Source organism: Chondromyces apiculatus DSM 436 (assembly GCF_000601485.1).
GTDB lineage: Bacteria > Myxococcota_A > Polyangia > Polyangiales > Polyangiaceae > Chondromyces > Chondromyces apiculatus.
Genome location: NZ_ASRX01000002.1, coordinates 14,999 through 30,929 on the forward strand (window position 1 = coordinate 14,999; position 15,931 = coordinate 30,929).

The 15,931-nt window shown below is 71.1% G+C and carries 14 protein-coding genes and 1 other RNA gene; 10 read left to right on the top strand and 5 right to left on the bottom strand.

What is annotated here, in order from left to right; all coding sequences use genetic code 11:
* The first annotated feature begins 566 nt into the window (after window positions 1-566).
* Together CAP_RS00440 and rnpB are read left to right on the top strand one after the other, a co-directional pair.
* A complete protein-coding gene (locus CAP_RS00440; RefSeq protein ID WP_044234782.1) occupies window positions 567-1,421 on the top strand; it encodes a sigma-70 family RNA polymerase sigma factor in 855 nt (284 codons plus the stop codon).
* A gap of 91 nt (window positions 1,422-1,512) precedes the next feature.
* Window positions 1,513-1,922: RNase P RNA component class A (gene rnpB, locus CAP_RS43505), an RNA gene on the top strand.
* 59 nt (window positions 1,923-1,981) lie between these two features.
* Here the strand turns inward: rnpB and proC are convergent.
* Window positions 1,982-2,839 carry a pyrroline-5-carboxylate reductase gene (gene proC / locus CAP_RS00445; protein WP_044235176.1) on the bottom strand — a complete coding sequence of 286 codons (858 nt, stop codon included), beginning with the start codon at window positions 2,837-2,839 and terminating at the stop codon, window positions 1,982-1,984.
* A 113-nt stretch (window positions 2,840-2,952) separates the two neighbouring features.
* Between proC and CAP_RS00450 the strand changes: the two genes are divergently transcribed.
* From CAP_RS00450 to CAP_RS00460, 3 genes are all read left to right on the top strand, one after another.
* On the top strand, window positions 2,953-4,464 hold the full coding sequence (locus tag CAP_RS00450) for a Do family serine endopeptidase (RefSeq protein WP_063748616.1): 1,512 nt from the start codon (window positions 2,953-2,955) through the stop codon (window positions 4,462-4,464).
* Window positions 4,465-4,522: 58 nt separating this feature from the next.
* Complete coding sequence (locus CAP_RS00455; RefSeq protein ID WP_044234785.1) at window positions 4,523-5,653, top strand: 6-phosphofructokinase; 1,131 nt, start codon at window positions 4,523-4,525, stop codon at window positions 5,651-5,653.
* Window positions 5,654-5,866: 213 nt separating this feature from the next.
* A complete protein-coding gene (locus tag CAP_RS00460; protein WP_156040358.1) occupies window positions 5,867-8,842 on the top strand; it encodes a response regulator in 2,976 nt (991 codons plus the stop codon).
* 68 nt (window positions 8,843-8,910) lie between these two features.
* Here CAP_RS00460 and CAP_RS00465 read toward each other — a convergent pair whose 3' ends face one another.
* Together CAP_RS00465 and CAP_RS00470 are read right to left on the bottom strand one after the other, a co-directional pair.
* A complete protein-coding gene (locus CAP_RS00465) occupies window positions 8,911-9,345 on the bottom strand; it encodes a cytidine deaminase (RefSeq protein ID WP_231511010.1) in 435 nt (144 codons plus the stop codon).
* The gene (locus CAP_RS00470; protein WP_044234792.1) at window positions 9,342-10,220 is read right to left on the bottom strand and encodes a purine-nucleoside phosphorylase; all 879 of its coding nucleotides are present in this window, start codon (window positions 10,218-10,220) and stop codon (window positions 9,342-9,344) included. Before CAP_RS00470 ends, CAP_RS00465 begins: the two co-directional genes overlap by 4 nt.
* 103 nt (window positions 10,221-10,323) lie before the next feature.
* On the opposite strand from CAP_RS00470, the gene CAP_RS00475 reads away from it, so the two are divergent.
* The 3 genes from CAP_RS00475 (at window position 10,324) to CAP_RS00485 (ending at window position 13,075) form a co-directional block, all read left to right on the top strand.
* Window positions 10,324-10,704: a hypothetical protein gene (locus tag CAP_RS00475; protein ID WP_044234795.1), complete on the top strand. Its 381-nt coding sequence runs from the start codon at window positions 10,324-10,326 to the stop codon at window positions 10,702-10,704.
* 389 nt (window positions 10,705-11,093) lie between these two features.
* On the top strand, window positions 11,094-11,741 hold the full coding sequence (locus tag CAP_RS00480) for an RNA polymerase sigma factor (RefSeq protein ID WP_231511011.1): 648 nt from the start codon (window positions 11,094-11,096) through the stop codon (window positions 11,739-11,741).
* Window positions 11,738-13,075, top strand: a complete 1,338-nt coding sequence (locus CAP_RS00485; RefSeq protein WP_044234797.1) for a FecR family protein — start codon at window positions 11,738-11,740, stop codon at window positions 13,073-13,075. The genes CAP_RS00480 and CAP_RS00485 overlap by 4 nt, the downstream gene beginning before the upstream one ends.
* Before the next feature lie 22 nt (window positions 13,076-13,097).
* Here the strand turns inward: CAP_RS00485 and CAP_RS00490 are convergent, their stop codons facing one another.
* Entirely contained in the window at window positions 13,098-13,400 is a 303-nt protein-coding gene (locus tag CAP_RS00490; RefSeq protein WP_044234799.1) for a PilZ domain-containing protein, read from the bottom strand.
* Between the two features lie 292 nt (window positions 13,401-13,692).
* Between CAP_RS00490 and CAP_RS00495 the strand changes: the two genes are divergently transcribed.
* Complete coding sequence (locus tag CAP_RS00495) at window positions 13,693-14,679, top strand: hypothetical protein (RefSeq protein WP_156040359.1); 987 nt, start codon at window positions 13,693-13,695, stop codon at window positions 14,677-14,679.
* Between the two features lie 31 nt (window positions 14,680-14,710).
* Here CAP_RS00495 and CAP_RS00500 read toward each other — a convergent pair whose 3' ends face one another.
* Window positions 14,711-15,193, bottom strand: coding sequence for a M28 family peptidase (locus tag CAP_RS00500; protein ID WP_044234801.1), 483 nt, complete (start codon window positions 15,191-15,193; stop codon window positions 14,711-14,713).
* Between the two features lie 96 nt (window positions 15,194-15,289).
* Between CAP_RS00500 and CAP_RS00505 the strand changes: the two genes are divergently transcribed.
* On the top strand, window positions 15,290-15,904 hold the full coding sequence (locus CAP_RS00505; RefSeq protein ID WP_044234803.1) for an LOG family protein: 615 nt from the start codon (window positions 15,290-15,292) through the stop codon (window positions 15,902-15,904).
* Window positions 15,905-15,931 lie beyond the last annotated feature (27 nt).

Sequence of the window (15,931 nt, forward strand, 5' to 3'; positions counted from 1 at the left end):
CCCACATCGGGGTGATGTGCACAGACATGAGACCACAAGGCCTCAGTCAGTCCGTGCGCCCCGCTCCTTCACTGCACACCCCTCCCCCTCAGGGGGCTCCGGAAACCTCTCCTGACTACGTCGTGGTCGAGCCCCGGCCTGTCAAGGTGCGGACGGTTCAGGGGGCGGCTCACCAGAGCGCCTCCGACGCAGGTCGACGGCCTTCGCCCATTCACGGGGCCAGGGCCATATCCCCAGGGAAGCACCCGGTTCTTCGGCAGCTCTGGACGGGGGATGGATCACGCGGAGAACGGAATTCGGCGCGTGCGCGAGTGGTTCGCATGGCATGCATAACCCGCAGCGATCGTGGTGCACAAGCTGCCCGCCCGGGGCGGCATGCTGGGTGCATTGACGTCCGAACAGGTCGCGTATCCACCCGGAATCTCTGGTGAAGGAGCCGAGCCTTCTGGCCTGGCTCCGTTCGGGGAGCGACCCCCCGAGCGATGGCTGGCTCTCTCGTCAGTGACGGACGTGTTCGTCGCGAGGGGAGAGCGGACAGGGGCCTTGGGCCCCGAAGGGACGACCCCGTGCAGACCTCGCGAGATCGAGAACACAACGCCGTTTCGAAGTACATCGCTCAGGTCCGGCACATCCCGGAGCTGTCGCGGGAAGAGGAGGGCGATCTGGCCCGGCGCTGGCGCGAGCATGGCGACAAGGAGTCTGCTGCGCGGCTGGCACTCGCCAACCTGAGACACGTCGTTTCGATAGCGATCAGTTACCGTCGCTACGGGATTCCCATCTCGGACCTCATCGCCGAGGGGAACTTCGGTATCGTCCACGCGATCCGCAAGTACGATCCGGAGCGCGGGAACCGCTTCGTGACCTACGCGGCGTACTGGATCCGGGCCTATATCCTCAACCACGTCATCCACTCGTGGAGCCTGGTGGGGGTCGGATCGGGGCCGCTGCGCTCGAAGATGTTCTTCCGCTTGCGGCGTGAGCGCGCGCGGATCGCGGGGCTCGTCGGCGAGGGCGAGGAGGGCGACAAGATGCTCGCGGAGCGCTTCGGGGCGCCCGCCGAGAAGGTCCTGGAGATGGCCCGTCGGCTGGAGTCGCGCGACGTTTCGCTCGACACCAAGGTCTTCGAGGACGGGGCGCGATCCCTGGTGGACACGCTGCCCGCCGACGAGCAGGACCAGGAAGAGCGCTTCTCGCGCGCCGAGGAAGACGCGCTGATGCGGGAGAAGCTCACCCAGGCGGTGGAGAACCTCGACCCGCGCGAGCGCTACATCGTGGAGACGCGGATGATGGCGGATCCCGAGGAGGAGCTGAGCCTCGCAGAGATCGGGCGCAGGCTGGGCGTGTCCCGCGAGCGCGCGAGGCAGCTCGAAGCGCGGGCCAAGAAGAAGCTGCGCGATCGGCTCCAGCCGCTCGCCGCGTGAGCGGTGCAGTCGTGGTGCCGTCGCGGCGAAGTCGCGGTGCAGTTCGGCGCGCTGGCGTGAGCCGAAAGGCTTCGTCTATAGTCGCCCCGTCGCAGCGGGACAGGTGGTCGCCGGCGGACGGGGAAACCCGGACGCGGGAGGAAAGTCCGAGCTCCGCAGGGCAGGGTGCCGGGTAACGCCCGGTGGGAGTGATCTCGAGGAGAGTGCCACAGAGAAGAGACCGCCGCGCCGCGGGGAAACCCGCCACGAGGTAAGGGTGAAACGGTGGGGTAAGAGCCCACCGCGTCCCTGGTAACAGGGATGGCACGGTAAACCCCACCTGGAGCAAGGCCGTGTAGGGAAGTGCTCCCGGTTTCGGCCGAGGAGCAGGGGTGGCCCGCCCCGATGCTTCCGGGTTGGCTGCTGGAGGCGCGTGGTGACGCGCGTCCTAGAGGAATGATCGCCGGCCTGGCGGGGGAGACTCCTCCAGGCAACAGAACTCGGCTTACGTACCCTGCGACCATGGAGCCCCGCTTGCGGGGCTCTGTGCTTTTGTCACCGCGTCGATCGGCCCGAGCGTGTCATCGGCGGAGCTTGGCGGACATCTGGAGCCCGAGCTCTGCAGAGCGGTTGGCGGCGGCCTCCACAGCGTCGATGAGGGTGCGCCGTAGGCCGCCGGATTCCAGGGTGTGGAGGCCCGCGATGGCCGTGCCGCCCGGGCTCGTCACCTGGTCTTTCAAGCGGCCGGGATGCTCGCCGGTCTCGAGCTGCAGCTTGGCGGCGCCGTAGACGGTCTGCGCGGCGAGGAGCAGCGCCGCGTCGCGGCCGAGGCCCACCTTCACGCCACCATCGGCGAGCGCCTCGATCATCAGCATGATGTAGGCGGGGCCGCTGCCGGACAGGCCGGTCACCGCGTCGAGCAGCGACTCGTCGAGCACGACCACCCGGCCCACGGCCTGGAACATGGCCCGGGCGACCTCGACGTCCTCGGTGGTCGCGTGGGTGCCTGCGGAGATGGCCGTCGCGCCGGCCAGCACGATCGCGGCAGTGTTGGGCATCGATCGGATCAGCCTCGTCCCGGCGGGCAGGCGGGCCTCCAGTGCCTCGATGGGGACGCCTGCGGCGACGGAGATGACCACGTCCGACGGCGCGAGCCCGGCGGCGAGGGGGGCGAGGATCCGGTCGACGATCTGCGGCTTCACCGCGATGACCAGCACGTCGGCCCAGCGGCTCAGCGCCTCGTTGTCGGTGGTGGTGGCGATCCCGTAGCGGGTATGCAGCTCGGCGAGGCGCTCGGCCTTGAGGTCGCTCACCTCGATCTGCTCGGGCTTCACCGAGTCCGAGTGGAGCAGCCCGCGGATGAGGGCCTCTGCCATGTTCCCGCCGCCGAGAAAGCCGATCTTGCGGCCCTGCAGCCGGGCCTCTTCACGTTCCGTCATGCGGAGCACCCTAGATCAGGGGGCTTCGGGGTGGGGAGTGTTCCGCGCGCGGGGTGGGAATGGACCCCAGGGCCTGCAGGTTCGAGGACACAGGACCCGAAGCAGGAGAGTCCATGAACGGTCTGGTTTCCGCGCGTACCCGGTTCGCAGCGCTCGCGCTGCTGTCTGTGGCGTCTCTGGGCGCTGCCGGATGTGGCCGGCAGGCTCACGCCAACCGCGTCGTCCAGCAGTCTGCCACCCCCGAGGTGCAGGTGGCCGCTGCCTCCGGGGCGGAGCAGGCGCCGCCTCCGGTGGTGACCACCACCCTGCCGCCCGCACCCGTGCCCGCGACCTTCGACGTCGCTGCCCTCTCGGAGCGGGTCAAGCCGATGGTCGTGAACATCACCACCACCCAGGCGAAGGACGTGCAGGCGCCGACGAACCCCTTCGAGTTCTTCTTCGGGCCGAACGGTCCGAGTGGTCCGAATGGGCAGGGCGGGCCGCGCGGTCGGGTGGCGCCGAAGCAGACCGCGCTCGGGACGGGGTTCATCATCGACGCGAGCGGTTACGTGATCACCAACGAGCACGTGGTCCACGACGCGGACGAGGTGCGGGTGCGCCTCGCGGACGAGCGAGAGCTGATCGCCGAGGTGGTCGGGCGCGATCCCAAGCTCGATCTCGCGCTCCTGCGGCTCAAGGGCGCGAGCGACTTGCCGGCGGCGCCGCTCGGTTCGAGCGACCAGCTTCGCGTGGGTGAGCACGTGCTGGCGGTGGGCAACCCGTTCGGGCTCGGGCACACCGTCACGCTCGGGATCGTGAGCGCCAAGGCGCGCAGCATCGGCGCCGGCCCGTACGACGACTTCATCCAGACGGACGCCGCCATCAACCCGGGCAACAGCGGTGGTCCGCTCTTCAACTGGCGCGGGGAGGTGATCGGGATCAACACCGCCATCCGCGCGGGCGCGAACAGCATCGGCTTCGCAGTGCCCATCGACGCCCTCAAGGACATCCTCCCGCAGCTCCGGGAGAAGGGGCACGTGGAGCGCGGCAAGCTCGGCGTGGTGATCCAGCCGATGACGGGCGATCTGTCCGCGGCGCTGGGTCTCGACCAGCCGCGGGGCGCGCTGGTGGCCCAGGTAGAGCCGGGCGGAGCCGCGGACCGGGCGGGGATCAAGGCAGGGGACGTGATCGTGGGGGTCAACGGCGTGACCATCGGCCACTCGGACGAGGTCCCGCGCAACGTGGCCCGCAACAGGCCCGGCACCGAGATCAACGTCAGCGTGCAGCGGGGCAAGGACGTGCGGCAGCTCAAGGCCAAGCTCGACCTCCTCGCGGACGAGGACGACGGCAGCGAGGCGCCGCGCAAGCGCGATGTCCAGGCCGAGCCCCAGCAGCGCGCGTCTCAGCTCGGCGTGGCGGTCACCGATGCGCCGGGAGGTGGAGCCCGCGTCACCTCGATCACGGGGGAGCAGGCCGACGAGCTATCGCCGGGGGACGTGATCACCGAGATCAACGGTGCGCGCATCAAGGACGCCGCGAGCCTCAACGCGGCCCTGACCAGGGTGAAGCCCGGGTCGACCGCGCTGCTCAAGGTCCGGCGCGGTACCCTGAGCCGCTTCGCGGCGGTGCCCATCCCCGCGAAGTAGTCGTCCGCATGCCTTGACCCTTGCGCCAGCGCGTTCCTCTCGCGATGCTCGGCGCCTCATGGCGCTACCGAGGAAGATCGCGATCAACACGGGAGGCGGTGACGCTCCGGGGCTCAACGCCGTCATCCGCGCCGCCACCCTGGCGGCCGTGGGGCGCGGCTGGGAGATGTGGGGCGTTCGCCACGGCTACCGTGGCCTGCTGGACCCAGCGGAGGGAGGCCTGGTCCGGCTCGATCAGGAGCGCGTCCGCGGGATCACCTACCTCGGCGGGACCATCCTCGGCACGGCGAACCGGGGTGATCCCTTCAAGTTCCCGACCAAGGCGCCGGGAGAGCAGGTGGCGGTGCCCGTCGATCGCTCCGAGGATCTCGTGCGGCGCTTCCAGGAGGAGGGCCTGGAGGCGCTCATCGCCGCGGGTGGAGACGGGTCGATGCGCATCGCGAACGCGCTGGTGAAGCGGGGCCTGCCGCGCGTCATCGGGGTGCCGAAGACCATCGACAACGACGTGCTGGGCACCGACATGACCTTCGGCTTCGACACCGCCGTGGGCATCGCCACGGAGTCGATCGACAGGCTGCACTCCACCGCCGAGGCGCACGAGCGGGTGATGGTGGTCGAGGTCATGGGTCGAAACGCCGGCTGGATCGCGCTGCACGCGGGCCTGTCGGCGACGGCGGACGCCATCCTGCTCCCGGAGATCCCGTACCGGTACGAGGCCGTCGCGGAGAAGATCCTGCAGCGGGAGGCGCAGGGGCGCAGCTTCTCCATCGTGGTCGTGGCCGAGGGCGCGTGCCCCGCGGGGGGCGACGTCACCATCAAGGAGGTGGGCGACGCCTTCCGCGGCGTCGCGGTGCTCGGCGGCGTGGCGGAGCGGGTCGCCGTGGAGCTTTCCTTGCGCACCGGCAAGGAGGCGCGCTCGATGGTGCTGGGGCACCTCCAGCGCGGGGGCGGCCCGTCCACGAGCGATCGGCTGCTGGCCCTGAGGTTCGGCGCGGCCGCCGTGCGCTTCCTCGAACAGGGGCAGGGCAGCGGGATGGTGGCGCTCCGGAACGGCCGGATCGAGCTGATCCCGCTCGACGAGGTGACCGCCGGGATCAAGACGGTACCGCTCGATTCGGACACCGTGATCACCGCCCGCGACATGGGCATCTGCTTCGGGGATGAGCCACCGGGGCATTTTGCGCCTTGAAGACGCGGTGACATCGTGCGCTCCCGGCGCGTCACCCGCCAGCGGCCGACGCAGCGCGCGACGCACCGGGTGATCCACCCGCTCTTTCCGGGGTTCTCGGGCCGCGGTTGCGCTCACGAAGCGATCTCGGGCGGTCCCGTTTGACACTCGCGGAACCGGGCCGATATCTTGATCCTGCCTCGCCGCGAGCCCACGCCGCGCGCCCCGCCAAACATGACCAAGGTCCTCGTTTTTGAGAGCGATCCCGCCTTCGCTGGAGAGCTCCGTACGGAGCTCGGACGCCTCGGCTGTACCGTGCAGATCGTCGACGACGGCAACGTCGGCCTGCAGGTCGCAACCGCGGAGCGTCCGGATCTCATCCTCCTCTCGATCGAGCTGCCGCGGATGAACGGCTTCTCGGTCTGTAACAAGCTGAAGAAAGACGGTCAGCTCAAGGACGTCCCGCTCCTCATCATGTCGAGCGAGTCCAGCGAGGAGACCTTCGAGCAGCACCGCAAGCTGAGGACGCGCGCCGACGACTACGTGCGCAAGCCCATCGCCTTCGGCGAGCTGCTGGAGCACATCCGCGCGCTGGTGCCCCTCGGCACCTCCGCCGACGACGCCGACTCGATCATGATCGACGAGGCCGAGGTCCTGGAGGCCGACGACGACGACGATGACGACACCGGCGAGCCCACCGTCATCACCACGTTGCAGTTCGACGAGAAGGGCGTCGCCACGGGGATGATCCGGCACGGTGCCCCCGCTGCCCCGCCGCCTCCTACCGCGCCGCCTCCCGTCGCGCCCGCTCCCGCCGTGCCGCCTCCCGCCGCGCCGCCCCCGCCGGTGATCACCCAGCCGTCGGCGCCTCCACCCCCTCCCGTGTCGGGCGGAGGGCCACGGAGCATCACCTCCCCGCAGTCGGGCGCCGAGGCGCGGCCGCCCCTCCGCTCGATGCAAGGCGATGAGCTCGACGAGTTCATCGGCGGCGCCTTCAACCGCATCATGACGGACGACGACGAGCGCACCTCGGCGCCTCCCCAGAGCAGCGGTGCGGCGCAGGCAGCTCCCGCCGCGGCGCCCTCCGCGCCGGGCTCGGAGCCCGGGGGCTCGTCGCGATCGAGCGCTGACGCGCGCGCCGACACCCAGGAGATCGAGCGGCTCCGCGGAGAGCTGGAGCGCTCGAAGTCGGACGTCGTGCGGCTGACCAAGGAGGTCGCAGCGGCGCAGGCGAGCGCGCTCCGGATGGAGGGCGAGCTGTCGCGCGTGAACGAGTCGAGCGGGGAAGCCCCCCGGCTCCGGCGCGAGATCGATGAACTCAAGGCGCGGCTCGCCGCGGGCGCTGCCAAGCCTGGCGCGGCGTCGAGCCGTGAGTTCCTCGACCTGCGCGAGGCGCTGAACAAGAAGGACAAGGAGATCCTCGGCCTGCGTGACCAGATGTCGCGCAAGGACAAGGAGCTGATCGAGCTGCGCGATCAGTCGCTCGCGCTGGAGCGGGAGAAGGCCGATCAGGTCGACCGCATCCTGGAGCTGGAGCGCAGCAGCGAAGAGCTGAGCGCACAGGTGGGCGCCCTGCGCGCCGACAAGGATCTGGCGGCAAAGCGGGCCGATGATTTCAAGGCGCGCGCCGAGAAGATCCAGACGCAGCTCACCGCGCGCGATGGCGAGCTCTCTGCGGCGCGGCAGGCCGCGATCGACGCCGACCAGGCGCACACCCAGGCCCTCCGCGACGCGCGTGACGAGCAGTCGCAAGCCCTCGCCGCCGCCGAGGAGGCCGGGCGCCGCGAGATGGAGGCGGCGCTGCAGACCGAGCGGCAGGTGGCAGCCAGCGCGCTCGGGGAGGCGACCCGCGCTCACCAGGCGGAGGTCGAGCGCCTCACCGCGGAGCACGCGGGCCGCATCGCCCAGGATGCTGCCGCCCACACCGCAGCGATCGAGGCGCTCCGAGGCGACCATGCCGCGGAGCTGACGCGCACCCGCGACGAGCACGCGGCAGCGCTGGATGGTCTTCGCGGCGAGCACGCGGGAGAGATCGAGCGGCTCCGCAAGGAGCACGTTGCCCTCATCGAAGGTGTACGCCGCGATCATGTGGGAGAGGTCGAGCTGCTCCGCGGGGAGCACACGGCAGCGCTGGAGGCCCTGCGCGGCGAGCACACGGCGGCGCTGGAGACCGCCCGGAACGAGCACACGGCAGCGCTGGAGGCCCTGCGCGGCGAGCACACGGCGGCGCTGGATGGTCTTCGCGGCGAGCACGCGGGAGAGATCGAGCGGCTGCGCGGCGAGCACGCCGGCGCGCTCGATGGACTGCGCCAGGAGCACGCGGCGGCGACAGCGCGGCTTCAAGATGAGCACGAGGCGGCGCTCTCCCGGCTGCGCGGCGAGCACGCCGAGGCGGTGTCGACCCTCCGCTCCGACCACGAGGGAGATCTCGACGAGCTGCGCGCCGAGCAGTCGGCGGCGCTCGACGCGCTCCGAGCGGAGCACGGCCGCACCCTCCAGGCCGAGCGCAACGCGCACGCAGCCGCCCTGGCCGCGCGCGAGGCAGAACTCACCGAGGAGCGCGAGCGCGCGATCCGGTCGCTCGAAGAAGCCCACGCCGCACGCCTCGCCGAGGTGGAGGGCCAGGCTGCGGAGCGGCTGCGCCAGGCAGAGGCCCAGCGCACCCAGGAACTCGCGGACCTGCGCGCCTCGCACGAGGCGGATGTCGGGCAGCGCGAGGCGGCGTGGGCTGCGGCGCGTACCCAGCTCGAAAGCTCCGTCCGCGATCTCGAGGCCGGGCTGTCGCAGGCGCGGGAGCAGATCGCGGCGCAGCAGAGCCACGCGGCGGAGCTGGACGGCTCCCTGCGCGCCACGAACGACGCCCTGACGGCGCGCAGCGAGGAGCTTCGGGTGCGCACCGAGGAGCGCGATCGCGCACAGGGCGCCCTCGACGAGCGCACCTTGCAGCTCGAGCACACCCGCGGGCAGCTCGGCCGCGCCGAGGAGCGCGCGCAGGACCTCACCCAGCAGCTCGCGGCGCGCACCGAGGAGCGGACCGCGCTGCAGGCGCAGAGCGAGCAGCAAGTCAGCGCGCTCGCTGCGGAGCGGGCACGCCTGGAGCGAGCGCACGCCAAGTGGGGGAACGACCGCGCCTCACTGGAGCGCGCGCGGATGGCCCTCGCCGCGGCCCTCGAACAGATCCAGGAAGCCGAGGCGCGTCCCATCGAGTGACGGTGGCTGCCGCGAGGCAGCGCCGCCGTTACTCGTGTGCGCCGTCTCGTTACGCGAGCGCGTCTCCGTTATGCGAGCGCGTCGCCGCGGAACGCCTGCGGGAGCAGCTCCGCGAGCGACGTGTCCCGCGGCGTCGGCGTCTCCTCACCCTCCACGGGCGCTGCGATCAGCCGGATGTGCAGGTCGACCGCGAACTCGGCGAGCGTCTGTCGGCACATCCCGCAGGGCGCCGCGGCGACCGGTCCGCGCGTCGCCACCACCACGGCCACCGGATCCTTCTCTCCCGCCGCGATCATCTGCAGCACCGCCGACCGCTCGGCGCACACGGTGAGCCCGTAGGTCGCGTTCTCCACGTTGCACCCGGTGAACACCCGCCCCGACCGCACCCGCAGCGCCGCGCCGACCTGGTAGCCCGAGTACGGCGCGTACGCCCGGCGCCGCACCTCCAGTGCCGCTGCCGCAAGCTCCTCCCACCCGGGGCTCTGTCTCTCCCCGGTGCTCACGAGCCCACGCTCCATCCCTCTGCGGCGGCGCCCACCCGGCGCACCCACGTCGACAGCAGCTCCACGAACTGCGCCCGGGATCGCCGCGCCGTCTCCTCGACCTCCGCGTGGTTCAGCTCTGCAGCCGTCAACCCGGCCGCCAGGTTGGTGATGCATGACACCGCCGCTGCCGGGACGCCCATGTGCCGCAGCGCGATGATCTCCGGCACCGTGCTCATCCCCACCGCGTCCGCGCCCAGCACCTGAAGCATCCGGATCTCCGCCGGCGTCTCGTAGCTCGGCCCCAGCATCGCGGCATACACCCCCTGCTGCAGCTTCACGCCCGCCGCCGCGGCGGCGGCGCGCGCCAGCTCGAGCAGCCGCGGATCGTGGGCGTACGTCATGTCGGGGAAGCGCGTCCCGAGGGCCGCATCGTTCGGCCCCACCAGCGGGTTCACGCCCGCCAGGTTCAGGTGATCCGTGATCAGCATCAGATCCCCGGGCGAGAACGAGGCGTTGATCCCGCCTGCCGCGTTGGTCAGGAGCACCGCGCGACACCCCAGCCGCGCGAGGAGGCGCACCCCGAACACCGCCTTCTCCACCGCGTGCCCCTCGTACAGGTGCACCCGCCCCTGCAGGCACGCCACCGACACCCCTCCCACCTGCCCCACGCACAGGTTCCCCGGGTGACCGTGCACCGCGGGTTGGGGCATGCCGGGGATGGCTTCGTAGGGAACCTTCACCAGCCCATCGAGCGTGTCTCCCCAGGCCCCGAGCCCCGAGCCCAGGACCACCCCCACCCGGGGGCTCACCAGGGGCGACGTGGCGCCCGCGGACGTGGAGAGCCTCTCACGGACGGCCCGGGCAGCCTCTTCCAGCGCGGTAAGTCCAGACATTGCGTGAAGCTAGCCCACCCTTGCCGGTAGGTACTAGTGCGCAGCGCCCTTGCTCGTGTTAGGGTGCGCCCCCCCCGCGTTTGGGGCTGGCTGGGTGAAGAGAATGGCGACGAAGATCGAAGATTTCCTGAAGGAGAAGAAGCTCGACCCCCGCAGGATCCTGGCCGCCTCGGCCGAGATCGAGCGGTCCAGGCCCGAAGATCGCGCGATCAAGCTCGCGCAGCGGAAGGCCCGCAAGAGCGAGGACAAGAAGAAGGAAGGGCTGGCCGCGAAGAAGCCGCGCAGCGGACGCCCGGTCACCCAGCGGTCGCTGGATGCTGCCATCGGTGGCAAGCCGCTCAGCGGGCCGGCGAAGACCCGCCTGCTCAGGGCGGTGAACAAGCTGCTCGAGCAGAAGAAGCAGGAGCCGGTGACGCTCCACGCGCTCTTCGACCTCCCGAAGAAGGGTGGCGCGGAGAAGGCTTCCTCCGAGGAAGCTTCCTGAGAGACAGGGGATGACGGGAGGGGGGCTCGCCCTTTGGGGTGCACCCTCTCCGAGTGCGTCCCCGAGGCGTTTCCCCCCTCCCCGAGTATCGTGGCGTGAGTGCTCAGCCCTTGCGGGGCTGCCGGCGCCGGGATGTCAAATCAAGAAAATCCGCGGCCACCAGGGCCACGGCGACCGAGACGGCGATGTAAACCATGCGCCCGAGGGTCGATCGATCTGCGTGATCTGGCCAAGTTTCATGCAGCACGTGGCCTCGCCCTGAATGTCTCGCCTCCGGGCCGCAACGAACAGGGTCGGTGAATGCGAGTTCACTCCCCTGCCTGGGCCTCGATGACGGCCGAGGGCTCTCCAGGACCCAGACACCCCGGCCGCGCGTTACGTTCCAGCTCGTGACGGATCCCGAGGACATCGGAGCGCTGGTCCGTCGGTTCCAGGACGGTGACCAGGCAGCCTTCACCGAGATCTTCCGCCGGCATCGGTCGGATGTCGCACGCCTGGTGTTCAGGATGGTGGGTCCTGCGATCGACGCTGAAGACCTCATCCAGGAGGCCTTCTTCCAGGTGCACCGGAGCCTCGGCGAGTTTCGTGGCCAGTCGAAGTTCACCACCTGGCTACACCGCGTCACCGTCAACGTGGTGCTGATGGCGCGCCGCGCCGCGCGCAGCAGACCGGCACTCACGCCGGAGCCTCTCGACGACGCCCGCCCCGACGAGCGCCTCCTGCCCGATGAAGACGCGGTCCGCCAGCAGCGCATCGAGGCCTTCCGCCGGCTGCTCGACCGGCTGCCGGAGAAGAAGCGCGTGGTCTACCTGCTTCACGAGCTGGAGGGGCTACCTCCTGCGGAGATTGCCACCATCGTGGGCGCCCCACTGCTCACGGTGCGGACGCGCCTGTTCTACGCGCGCCGCGAGATCGAACAGATGATGAAGGACGAACCGGCGCTCGCCCAGCTCGCCGAGGAGCTGGCCGAGGACGCCCATGCAGGGCGCGGGGCCAGCAGCGCGCCGCGGGATCCAGCAGAACCGGAGAGGACATGAGCCGAGCGAAACGCTTCGATCGCGCGCTCCAGCACATGGAGGAGCAGCTCCGCGCAGAGGAACCGCACGAGGTGCGCTGGGACGAGATGGAGCGAAAGCTCCTCGCCCGCGTGGCGCAGGAGGCGTCCCCGGAAGAGCAGCCCGACAGCGTGCCGAGGCTTCCCCAGGGCCACCTGCGGCTCGGCACACGCGCGCTCGCTTCCTGGCGCACGGTCGCGCTGATTGCCGCCGCTGCGGCCGTCGTCCTCGGTGTGGCGCTCCCCGCGTTGCGCCCCTCGTCGCCCGTGACCGAGGCGCCCGGAGCAGGCACCGCGCGCGCCCCTGGAGCGCACGCCGCAGGTGATCCTCGCGCGCCTCACGAGATCGATCTCACCACCCTCCACCCGGGTGACGTCATCGACGCCAGCGACGCTCCCAGGGTGCTCACCCACCCCGGCGTCGTGCGCTGGACCCTCGCGCCTGGCGGCCGCGCCCGCATCCGTGAGGCCAGCGGATCTCCTGCGCGGTACCTGGTCGCCCTCGACCGCGGCACCCTGCGCGCCGAGGTCACCCCGCGCCCTCCTTCCGCCACCCCGACCGAGATCTTCGCGGTGGACGTGGAGCGCGCCCGCGTCACCGTGCGCGGCACCGTCTTCACGGTGACCCGCATCGAGGGGCGCATGGAGGTCCAGGTGGAGCGCGGCGTCGTCGCCGTGGGGCCCGCCGCTCCGCCCAGCGCCTCACCCGCCGCTCCGCCCAGCGCCTCGCCCGCCGCTCCGCCTAGCGCTCCCCCGAACACCGAGCCTCACCTGCTCATCGCGCCTGCGCGCGGTGCGTTCTCGTTCGAGGGCCTCCCCCTGCCAGACGCACCCCAGGGCGCCACGCATGACGATCTCCACCCGCCCGCGCCCGAGCCTGCGCCGATCATCGCGCCCATCGTCATCCGCGCGTCCGAGCCCCTGCCTTCGCCCGAGGCGCCTGTTCCCCTCCAGGTCGAGCGCAGCAGCGCGCCGCGCGCTTCAGCCACCTCCGCGCCCGGTGCGCACGACACCGCGTTCCCCAGCCCCACCGCACCTGAAGCGCCCCTGGCGTCGCGGCCCTTGCTCACCGCCCAGAGCGCGCAGGCCATCCTCACCCCGTGCTTCGTCGCGCTGAGCAACCCTGCCCCTTCCCTGGTGCGGACCGCCATCCGCGCGACCTTGCACCTCTCCCTCCGGGCCGACGGCACCGTGGCCAGCATCCGCACCGACCCACCGCTCAAGCCCGAGCTGCAGGTCTGCGTGCAGTCCCTCTATGCGGGCCGCTTCTCCGGAGGCCCTGGCGCGATGACGATCCCCCTCGCCATCGACCTGTAGGCGCGCGTCCCCTCGTGGAGACTCAGATCGAGCCGAGGAACAGCATGAGTGCGTGCGTCTCGCGCGCGCCCATCACCCCGAACTGAACCCCCATCCCGTCGGGCTTCGTCCACCGCACCGTCGCCTTGATGGTGGTGTTGTGCATGCCAGGCAGCGGCAGGTAGAGGGTGACGGTGGCGCCGAAGGGCACCTGCGTCGTGGTCTCCACGAACATGCCTCCCAGGCTGATGTCGCGGCAGTTCGCCTCCATGCGCGGGCCATCTTCGTACTGGAACGTCACCGTGGACTGAACGGATTTACGCGGGTGCTGGCGATGGTCTCGCACGGATCTCCTTGGCAACCACGCTGCGGTAGACTGGCCACCACGCGGGGGTCTTTCCTTCCCCTGCCGTTGCCGTGTACCACCGAGCGTTGAGCCGGTTGCCGCGACTGCGGTCCGGCCATCTGAGGTCGAAGCGTTGCCGCAATCGTCACGACCAGGGAGCATACCTGTCAAGTCCTCGTCTCCTGGTTCGGGTGTCTCACACCCGGAGGAGCCGGACGTCTCGCGCCTCGATGCGCCAGAAGTCCCCCGCCCCCAGGAGCCTGGCACCTCGCGCGCCGAGGAGCCAGAGGTCTTGCGCGCCCCTGAACCCACCTCCCCCCCTGCGCAGGTGCGCGGATGGCGCCGACATACCGACGGGTGGCAGCCTGCGCTCCTCGCCGTCTTCCTCGCCGGCTCGGCCACCCTCCTCACCCTCCCGCGCGCCGTCGCCCCCACCGACGTCCCCGTCCCCCTCGCCGACATGCGCGCGCTCGCCCGCGTCACGGACGCCGACGCTGCCCGGGCCGAAGCCCTGGATCCGGCGCCCGGCAAGCCTGCGCGCGTCCTCGACGTCGACGTCCGCACCCTCGGCTCTGCCATCCGCGCCTTCGGCCTCGAAGATGCCCGCCCCGCCCGCCGCGAGCCGGAGATTGCCACCGCCCGCAGGCAGATCCTCGAAGCCCTCCCTCCGGCCCTTGCCCACGGCCCCGAGGAAGTCCTCGCCCTCCGCGCCTTCCAGCAGCGCGCCTTCGTGCGGGCCGTGCGCCACTGGGAAGCGACTGGCGAGGAGACCGAGGATCTCCTCGCGCTCGGCGGCGACTTCCCCGGCCTCGTGCGGCGAAGCGGCTGGGTCGTGGGGGAGGGCCGCCGCCTCCTCCTCACCGACCATGCCCTGGCCGTCCTCTTCAAGAAGCGCTGGAACCGGGTCGCGGGCGTCGAGGGCGCCGCCTTCGAGCCCACCCTCGACGAGGAGCGGGCCTTCTACCAGTTCCTCCTCAGCTACCCGGTCCGCGAGGCCCTCCCCGAGGCCCAGAACGCCGAAGCCCGGACCCGCGCCGCCCGCGCTGCGGAGCGCCGCGTCGACGAGTACCGCCTCAAGAAGATCGGCGAGATTGCCGCCCTCGACCCCGCCTATCCCAGCCACCTCGCCCGCGGGGTGGTCCTCTTTCGCCTCGGTCAGTATGAGGCCGCCGTCACCGCCTTCCGCAGGCACCTCGACGCCCACCCCGACGGCCCCCACGCCCTCCGCGCCCGCAACTACCTCCAGGCTGCCATCGAAGAGGTGAGCGAGGACCTGTGACCGCACCTGCGCGCTGGTGGCGCTCGGGATCTCAGGCGAGGCGCTGTTCGAGCAACCCCACCAGCAACGTCGCCTGCATCTGCAGCTCCTCGGGCAGGCGCCCTTGCGCATCGCAGTCTGCGAGCAGCGTCTCGGCCACCGCCCGGCCAGCCGAGAGCGGCGGGATGATCTCCGCGTCGGCGCGCCGGATCACCACGCCCTCTTCCGAGGCCTGCGCCACCTCGACCAGGATCGCCACGGCAGCCGTGTTGTCGTCGGCCCCGCGGTAGATCTGGCCGCTGTCGCTGCCCAGGTGATCGTAATGGGCGCCGATGAGGACGTAGCGAGCGGTGTCTCCCGCGATCTGCGCGATCACGTTGGCGCGGTTGCAGCCGGGCACCGCCTGTTCTTGAGGATCGAGGCCGGCGCGCCGGAGCGCGTCTCGCACGAGCTTGCGGGCCTCCTGGCCTCCGCGTGTCCCTGGCTTGCGTCCGGCGCAGGCATCCGAGCAGAGTGCTTCGACGAGGGCGCGCATCGCGCAGAGCGGAACAGAGGCCCAGGGCGCGCACGGGTTGACATGCCCCCCTGCCCCGCACTGGACTGGAAGCCCAGAAGAAAGAAGGATTCACCCGTGACAGCACCCCAGGAGACCGTCTCTCAGCCCCGCCGCTTCCGTCGCCTCTGCGTCTACTGCGGCTCCAGCGCGGGCGTTCGCCCCGAGTATGCCGAGGCTGCGCGCGCCCTCGGCGCCTTCCTCGCGCGCCGTGGCATCGGCCTCGTCTACGGCGGTGGCCGCGTGGGCCTCATGGGCGCGGTCGCCGATGGCGCCCTCGCTGCGGGCGGCGAGGTCCTCGGCGTCATTCCCGACAAGCTGCGCGCCCGCGAGCTCGCGCACCTCGGCCTCACCGAGCTGTACGTCGTCGACAGCATGCACGCCCGCAAGACCATGATGGCCAACCTCTCCGACGGGTTCATCGCCATGCCGGGCGGCTGGGGCACCCTGGAGGAGACCTTCGAGGTCACCACCTGGGCTCAGCTCAATTACCACCTCAAGCCCGTGGGCCTGCTCAACGTGGGCGGCTACTACGACAAGCTCCTCGATTTCGTGGAGCACGCGGTGAACGAGGGCTTCATCCGCCAGCCGCACCGCGGCCTCGTCGTCGCCTCGGCCGACGCGGACGAGCTGCTCGACCTCATGGCCAAGGTCGAGGTCCCCGAGCTGGGTCGCTGGATCGAGAACCCCTGACCCACGCCGCGGCAGCGTCGCTCGGGT